Raw genomic sequence first — 7416 nt, forward strand, 5'->3', positions numbered from 1 at the left:
AATCTATTACTCGAGTGTAGTATTTAAGCGTGAGCTTTTTCATAAAGTATGAAAAGATATTATAAGCGAAGATTAAAATATTATGTATTATTTATAAACAAATAAACTTTTTAAATAATACCTGAAGTATGAAGGAGGTGAGATTGTTATAGGATTAACATTAGCTTGTAAGAATTTAGATCCAAAATCCACTTGCCCCTACATCGCTCGCGGTGAAACCATGGACGAGTTGTTAGATGATATGAAAAGTCACGCTAAAACTGTGCATGGCTATACGGATGAACAACTCAACGATCCAAAAATGATGGAAGCGATCAAAGCAGCAGTCAAGAAAGAATAAATAAATAACGAATGTTATCGATCGATAATACAAAACTCTAATAGGAATATTTAAGAGAACAAGCTGTTCTTATTATAGATCCGTATCGTTTAAGTAAACCCTTATCAGTAGTAAACTTCTTCTATACTTTTTTCTTCTTACTTCATACTACTATTCCTTCACATATTATGAAAAAAAGAATAGGTTCAAATGTTTGCTGAAATTATAGCAGTTATGACACAAACCCATTGTCAACGATATATTCAGGTCTTTCCGTTAACGCTTTAAAAGCCTCAGGCTCTCAAGTGGTTAATGTGGTGGGTCGGCCAGGATTTGAACCTGGGACCTACGCCGTGTCAGAGCGTGACAGCTGTAAGCTGTTGTCCTAACCAGATTTTCTGAACGAGAGTTTTATATACAGACTCCCATTCTCTAGACGACCGACCCAACAATAATATTCGGATCGTAAACCATTAAAAAGGTTTTTTATATTCATTTATTTCTTAGAAGTTAACTCGGGGAGCGATCACTATAGCAGAACATGTTGTTAGATGTCCTCTATGCAGCTCTGCACTATTCATTAGTCAAAAGGTATTTTATTGCTTGAACCCTCAGTGCAATTAGGTAAGTAAAAAGTATTCTATGATATCTTTATACCAAGAAGTGCATTGATCTAGATAAATGATAAGTCATAGAATGGGTCTGAAAGAGTAACTTATGAGAGATGTTATGGAAAACGTAGAGTTGCTGAGAGGACATCCAAGATGTAGTATTTAAAATTCTTCTCGAGACTAGGAAAGCGAGTAGTAATGCCAATATACTTTCATATCTCACTTAAACTCTTGAAATAAGAAAAATAAGGTTTAAACGAGAGTCATCACTTGACTATAGTAAAGGGTGTATACTAATGATTTTAAAAGTTAGGACTAGCAAAATTTCTGGATTCTACAAAATAAGTCCAGAGGATAGATTAAAGATCGTTAAGGATTTCGCTGGCCTTAGTGAGGATGAGGCAAGCTTGATTCAGTCGATGGGAGGATTGAAGCTAGAGTTAGCAGATAGGATGATAGAGAATGTCATAGGAACCATGCCTGTGCCTTTAGGGATTGCCGTAAATTTTCTCATAAATGGAAAGGATTACTTGATCCCTATGGCTATAGAAGAGCCGTCTGTAGTTGCTGCTGCAAGTAATGTAGCAAAGATGGCGAGAGTCAAGAATGGCTTCTTCACATATAGTACGGAACCCATAATGATTGGTCAAATACAAGCCATAGGTATAAAAGACCCCTACGGTTCTAAGATGAGCATATTATCAGTTAAAGAAGAGATTTTAGCTAAAGCGAATGAACAAGACCCAATCTTAGTATCCCTAAGCGGGGGTGCAAAGGACTTAGATGTCAAAGTTATAGACACTATCAAGGGACCCATGGTCATTACAGAGCTATTCGTGGATTGCAAGGATGCTATGGGAGCAAACGCTGTCAATACTATGGCAGAGGCTGTAGCTCCTATTATAGAGAGGATAACAAAAAGTCAGGTTTTGTTAAGGATAATCTCAAACCTTGCAACTAAGAGACTGGTTAGATCGAAGGTAATAATGGATAAGGATGTAATTGGAGGGGAGGAAGTAGTAGATAGCGTATTGAGTGCTTTCGCTTTCGCTGATGCAGATCCTTACAGATGTGCCACCCATAACAAAGGAATTATGAATGGTATCATAGCAGTGGCATTAGCAACAGGAAATGACACAAGAGCACTAGAAGTCGGAGCTCATGCTTATGCTGCTAGGAATGGCCGCTATATGCCATTGACAACTTGGGAAAAGAATGAGGATGGTGACTTGGTAGGAACGATAGAATTACCGATTGCTGTAGGAGTGATAGGAGGTACTACAGCTGTGCACCCTATAGCGAAGATTTGCAGAAAGATACTTGGCGTGAAAAGTGCACTAGAGCTTGCTGAAGTGATGGCTGCGGTTGGACTTGCTCAAAACTTTGCGGCATTAAGAGCCCTAGCAACTGAAGGGATACAAAGAGGGCATATGAAGCTCCATGCAAGAAATGTAGCCATTATGGCAGGTGCAAAAGGCGAAATCGTTGATAAAATTGCGGCAAAGATGGTGGAGGAAAGGAAGGTAAGGATGGATAGGGCGAAAGAGCTCCTTAATGAGATGTAAAGTTTAAATTTTGACTAAAATCTAAGAAGATTTGCCTTCTCTGAGAGTATCATGGCTAATTTATTCTTAATGGCAATTGTTGCTTTAAATAGGTTATTGGATATATTATGGTGCTTCATCAAGTAAGTCTCCTTTTTTGGAGTTAACTTTAAGACGTTGTCTGAGATTTCTCCTAAACTCGTTATGGCTTCAGCATAGGATTTTAAATGCTTTTGATTACCTATAGCAATGAGTACTAAATCCATCGTTCCAGATTTTAACCCCACGGTCGTGAGAGCTCTATTTATCTGGGAGTCGCAGGCCACTCTGACGATAAGCTCCAAATCAAGCTTTTTTGAGTAAGAGATGCCTCTGTTGAATGCAATCCATGATTGGTGTAAGATCAATTTTATATGTTCAAAGCCAGCAACGAAGTTTGCGTCTAAAGCTTGTACGGTAAGGCTTGGGAATTTCTCTCTGATATTTCTTAAAAATTGTTCAGGATCGCCAATATACACTCGCTTTATCCCGATAATGAGGGATGAGGTGTTCTCGTTAAGTCTGATAAATTTCAATTTTATCCCCCATGGATTGGTATCAAGACGACTTTATCGCCCGACTTCACAACCGTATCTTCTTGATCTAAAGCAGATATTTCTATACCGTTGACCAAAATTAACATAAGGAGTGGTGATGGCTTATATCCAGAAGATGATGTAATTATATCAAGGATTTTCTTAACTTTTATTCCATCTTCATTAATTTCAAATTCTGCTTTACCTAGAGCAGTTATTAAAGACCCATGAGCTTTAACTTTGATCATAATGATATAAATAAAAAGGATTTAATCATAAATTTAAGTTTAAGTTTAAAGATTTATACATTCTTACTCTGATTCGGCATTATCCTCCGATGCTTCTTCAGATACAGTCTCATCCTCTTTTTCCTTTTTCTTAGAACTTGTGATATATCCAGCGATTTCGTTCCTCAACTGCTTGGACAACACTATAGCTACTTGTCCTAACACGTCTTTGTTTTTATCGAAATCATCAGTAAATATATTACCATGCTTCTCCAACAACTGGATCGAAATACGTTTTATACGATTCATGAGTTGCACCGAGACAAGATGAAGCAAACACTTCAAGTATATATAAATTATTTCTACAATAAACACCTTTTTTATTATTGATGATTAACTTCTATAAAAGAAGGTGATTTTACTCAATGTATATAATTAGATTGAGTATATACATTTATCATGAAGTATCATCATCATATTAGTATGAGTCTAGATATTGATCTCATACTAATATGAATCTAAAGTTGGCTTCACTAATAATCTCTTATATCATTGCTCTGACTGATATGCTACCCTTTATGTTATACCATTCCTAGAACCATGAATGCGATGACGAGCCCATATATTGCCACCGCTTCGACGAAGACTATATAGATGAAGGTCATACCGAACATCTCAGGTTTCTCACTGATAGCACCAATAGCCGCCGAACCTGCAATTCCTAAACCTATACCTGCTCCAAAGCAAGCAAGTCCCGCAGCAAGACCTGCACCAACGATTAAAAGGCCTGTTTCTCCCATCTCTCCTTCTTGGGCTAATGAAATTGGGGCTAACGAAATGGTGCACATGATCAGGGCACCAAATGCAGCCATGAACAAGATTCTTTTATTGATTTTTCCTTTCAAGCTCCTGCACAATCCAAGGGAGATAATATGCATGTATTAAAATTTACGGTGTAATAGATGAGAACTTGAAGATTTAATGGATGATTTATTTGTTCTATACATCTTTATAGCAACCCACCAAAGAATGATCGAACCTATTATAAGACCGATAAAGGCGCCGACTAGAGTAAATACACCAGTCCAAGGGCCATTCAAATTTTCCCCGAATAAAAATCCGATATAGAGACCTATAATAACAAGAATAGGTAATTCAAGACCGAAGATTAGGAACTTGCCTATTTTGCCCATAAAACCTTTTTGTGACAAGGTTGATCGTTTAGTCAGACAACGGGATTCTTCTTGTACTGAAGGGTTTAAAGGGTATTCCTGTTCCTTTGTAGAATTTTGTGAACCATTCGATCCAATGTAATCGGAGGGTGTGTAAGAAGGCAAGCAGACCTTCAAATATTCCTATAAGAAAGATGGTTCCAATTGGGAAGATTATTAGACCTATAGTGCTTGTCGGAAGTATAAGTACACTAAATATTGAGTGAACCATTTTGAGAGCAAGGATACGCGTATATGAGACGGTGTGTGAAAAGGACATCAGTAAGGCTTCTAATGCATGCATTAGGCCCATGGTTCTATGAGCAATAAAATTCGTGAGCAATAAAACTCCGAATGGAAGCAGAACGTATATACCCATAACAGCAGGATCCTGAAATATGATCTTAAAGACACCGAAACCTTCTGAAAACACCAAGTAGCTCCCACTAAGGTAGAGCCAGAGCCAAGGAATTGGGCCCATGATGGCTTCCTTTATACGCTTAGAGGACAACTTATTGATTAAATCCAGCATCAAGCCAAAGGATATCTGAAAGACGCCAAACATGATGGAGTACTTTAGTAGGGATATAGGATCGTGAATTGGTGAAAACCAGATAGGTTCGTGCAATCCAGTTAACATTGAGTAAAATTCCTCACTTCCAAAAAACTCTCCATATAGGAAACCGAATGACATTGCTGCAATACCGCATACAATTATTATGGGAGCGCCCTTAAAAATGTAAGAGAATATGCTTCCTGGCTTCAATTCGACCTTATTTCTCATCAAGTAAAAGATTATACCTGAAATAATAAGTAGGAGGCCATGACCTATATCCCCGAACATCATACCAAAGACAATTGGAAAGGTGATCAAGAAAGGCAAGACGGGATTGATTTCATAAAAGTCTGGCATTCCAAAGGCTTTAGTTAAGCCAAAGAAAGCGGAGAACAGTTTTCCCATCCAAGAGGGCGTTTTAATTGATGTAGGAGGTTTTTCATTATCTGTTTCAACCTCTTTTGAACTAGCTGGAGCCTCTTTAGTGTATACAATGTCTCCGTACCCTTCAGAAAAAGTTCTAATCGAATTGACCGTCTCATCCAATCTTTCCTGAGGAATCCATCCTTCAAAGGCATATGCATTCTTTGTGCGCACCATCAATGTTTTTACATCATCTATTTTTTGTTGGGCTTCAAGAGATCGAGTAATAGCATCCAGATCAGGCCCTTTACTATCGGATATTTCTGCTAACTTCTCCTTCAATATTTTCTCTTTTTCCGATTCGTCTTCCATTTCTAATTGATCTACTTCACTCTGAATTTCGGATACTGCCTTCTCCACTGATGTAATTTTCTCTTCAGATAATTTCAGTAAATCTTCTAGATTTTCAACAGGAACGTCTAGTTCTTCCTTTGTTTGTACCTCTGACTTTAGGAGAGATTGTAAGGAGTCAACTCGTGAGAGTAATGATGGAATTTTTAATGAAAGTTCACTGGTCTCTTCTATCGATGGTTCTTGGAACTTCTCAAGAGACGCATGAGCATCTGTTAACTGAAGGCTTTCGAGTCGTCCAACTTCATGCATAACTCGATCGATATAGTCTTTATGTACGAAGGCTGCAATCTCAACCATCGGTACAGATCCTTGTATTCGATATTTTGAGCGTTGTTTAACTTGATTGGTTTTTATTTCCAAATTTGTTCAACCACCATGTAAATAAGTTAAGATATACGTTGATGAAGTATTAACTTACGGCGTATGGTGTCAACAGGCACTTTATTAACTTTGCCAAACAGTATAGCGCTAATGTCTGATATTTCATTAAACTTTAGTGTCAGATAGCTAATGATAAGTCCAGCATGAAATCGATAGCCCTGAAAAGAATATAAGCATTCTTGAGCTAAATAACGATCAAAAATTGTTTCAATTTCAGAAAGAGCTGTGGTCTCTGACCCAAGAGAGGGTTGAGTTATCAACTTACCATAATACCCTTGATTTAAAAGTCTCATGGCATCACGTGTGGTTGGAGCTCCAATTACTTTATCCAGCTGTGAAGGTGGGAAATAGCGATAAACTGGAATAATAAACGAATGTATAATATCTGCTTCTAGGTCCAAATATTTGGAACGTAATACAAACATAATATTTGAGAAGTCTGTCATCGTACCAACAATACGTCGGGCGACTCTATCTGGTTCAGGTAATAAGGAGCGCCAGATTTTGGTTAGTGAATATCGATCAATTGTTGCCTCCAAAAGATAAGAGACAATTGATTCCCTTTGTTGCTTAAAAATATCGATTAAGGCTCGGCGCAGATCAGGTTCTTCAACATTTTCAATAGCTATTTGTATAGATTTAGATTCTAATATCGATTTGCAGACATCTGGGCTATATTTACCTATTGGAATTACGAGTTGAAGGGCATACTTAGTATCCAGCTCACTAATCAACGCCCTTAAAATCATCTTTAATGAGTGCAATTCATGTTTAAGACGGATTGCATCTACCATTTTGAGACTTATTTGAGGACATACTCTGTAAATCTTGTTCAAGGTATTGATATAGTCCTCGTACAGCCTTCTCTCAAGATTCTCTGCTTCTTTTTCTTCATATGTTTTACTTAAAAAAATACGATATGATGTTTTTTCTAATATATTATAAAAATCCTTAACAGAAGTAGATTTCAATAATGCTTCATAATCTTCAGAATTTAACATATACGACTTTAAGGTAGAGATGATAGCGGCAGTGAAAGAATAATTCATTGCTCCCTTAATCGACATATTTCTTCCTAGGATTCGGCCAAGATTGATATATATAAATTATCTGCATCAAAAATTAATGATATTTAATTAATAGATATCCATTCAGTATCCATTGAATATTTAAAAATTCGAGGATGGTAAATAATCACACATCCTCTCTCTACCT

Annotated in this window: 9 protein-coding genes and 1 tRNA gene; 2 read left to right on the forward strand and 8 right to left on the reverse strand. The window is 37.1% G+C overall.

What is annotated here, in order from left to right:
* Positions 1-220: 220 nt before the first annotated feature.
* Positions 221-340 (forward strand): DUF1059 domain-containing protein, encoded by a 120-nt coding sequence (locus L6N96_06450; GenBank protein MCP8323798.1) that lies wholly within the window; start codon positions 221-223, stop codon positions 338-340.
* Positions 341-634: 294 nt separating this feature from the next.
* Here the strand turns inward: L6N96_06450 and L6N96_06455 are convergent.
* Positions 635-766 (reverse strand) — tRNA-Val (locus L6N96_06455).
* Positions 767-1226: 460 nt separating this feature from the next.
* Between L6N96_06455 and L6N96_06460 the strand changes: the two genes are divergently transcribed.
* Positions 1227-2495, forward strand: coding sequence for a hydroxymethylglutaryl-CoA reductase, degradative (locus tag L6N96_06460; protein MCP8323799.1), 1269 nt, complete (start codon positions 1227-1229; stop codon positions 2493-2495).
* 14 nt (positions 2496-2509) lie between these two features.
* Here the strand turns inward: L6N96_06460 and L6N96_06465 are convergent, their stop codons facing one another.
* The 7 genes from L6N96_06465 to L6N96_06495 form a co-directional block, all read right to left on the reverse strand.
* On the reverse strand, positions 2510-3049 hold the full coding sequence (locus L6N96_06465) for a hypothetical protein (protein MCP8323800.1): 540 nt from the start codon (positions 3047-3049) through the stop codon (positions 2510-2512).
* A 2-nt stretch (positions 3050-3051) separates the two neighbouring features.
* The gene (locus L6N96_06470; GenBank protein MCP8323801.1) at positions 3052-3297 is read right to left on the reverse strand and encodes a MoaD/ThiS family protein; all 246 of its coding nucleotides are present in this window, start codon (positions 3295-3297) and stop codon (positions 3052-3054) included.
* Between the two features lie 63 nt (positions 3298-3360).
* Positions 3361-3585, reverse strand: a complete 225-nt coding sequence (locus L6N96_06475) for a hypothetical protein (protein ID MCP8323802.1) — start codon at positions 3583-3585, stop codon at positions 3361-3363.
* A gap of 272 nt (positions 3586-3857) precedes the next feature.
* Entirely contained in the window at positions 3858-4181 is a 324-nt protein-coding gene (locus L6N96_06480) for an ATP synthase subunit C (GenBank protein ID MCP8323803.1), read from the reverse strand.
* Between the two features lie 36 nt (positions 4182-4217).
* Complete coding sequence (locus tag L6N96_06485) at positions 4218-4487, reverse strand: hypothetical protein (protein MCP8323804.1); 270 nt, start codon at positions 4485-4487, stop codon at positions 4218-4220.
* Between the two features lie 10 nt (positions 4488-4497).
* Positions 4498-6180 carry a hypothetical protein gene (locus tag L6N96_06490; protein ID MCP8323805.1) on the reverse strand — a complete coding sequence of 561 codons (1683 nt, stop codon included), beginning with the start codon at positions 6178-6180 and terminating at the stop codon, positions 4498-4500.
* Positions 6181-6206: 26 nt separating this feature from the next.
* On the reverse strand, positions 6207-7268 hold the full coding sequence (locus L6N96_06495) for a V-type ATPase subunit (GenBank protein MCP8323806.1): 1062 nt from the start codon (positions 7266-7268) through the stop codon (positions 6207-6209).
* Positions 7269-7416 lie beyond the last annotated feature (148 nt).

The sequence above is a fragment of the Candidatus Methylarchaceae archaeon HK02M2 genome (genome assembly GCA_024256165.1).
GTDB lineage: Archaea > Thermoproteota > Nitrososphaeria > Nitrososphaerales > JACAEJ01 > HK02M2.

What these genes read in the sequence shown, in the direction of transcription:
- L6N96_06450 (MCP8323798.1), top strand. Translation starts at nt 221, where the DNA reads ATGGACGAGTTGTTAGATGATATGAAAAGTCACGCTAAAACTGTGCAT.
- L6N96_06460 (MCP8323799.1), top strand. Translation starts at nt 1,227, where the DNA reads ATGATTTTAAAAGTTAGGACTAGCAAAATTTCTGGATTCTACAAAATA.
- L6N96_06470 (MCP8323801.1), bottom strand. Translation starts at nt 3,297, where the DNA reads ATGATCAAAGTTAAAGCTCATGGGTCTTTAATAACTGCTCTAGGTAAA.
- L6N96_06475 (MCP8323802.1), bottom strand. Translation starts at nt 3,585, where the DNA reads ATGAATCGTATAAAACGTATTTCGATCCAGTTGTTGGAGAAGCATGGT.
- L6N96_06495 (MCP8323806.1), bottom strand. Translation starts at nt 7,268, where the DNA reads ATGTCGATTAAGGGAGCAATGAATTATTCTTTCACTGCCGCTATCATC.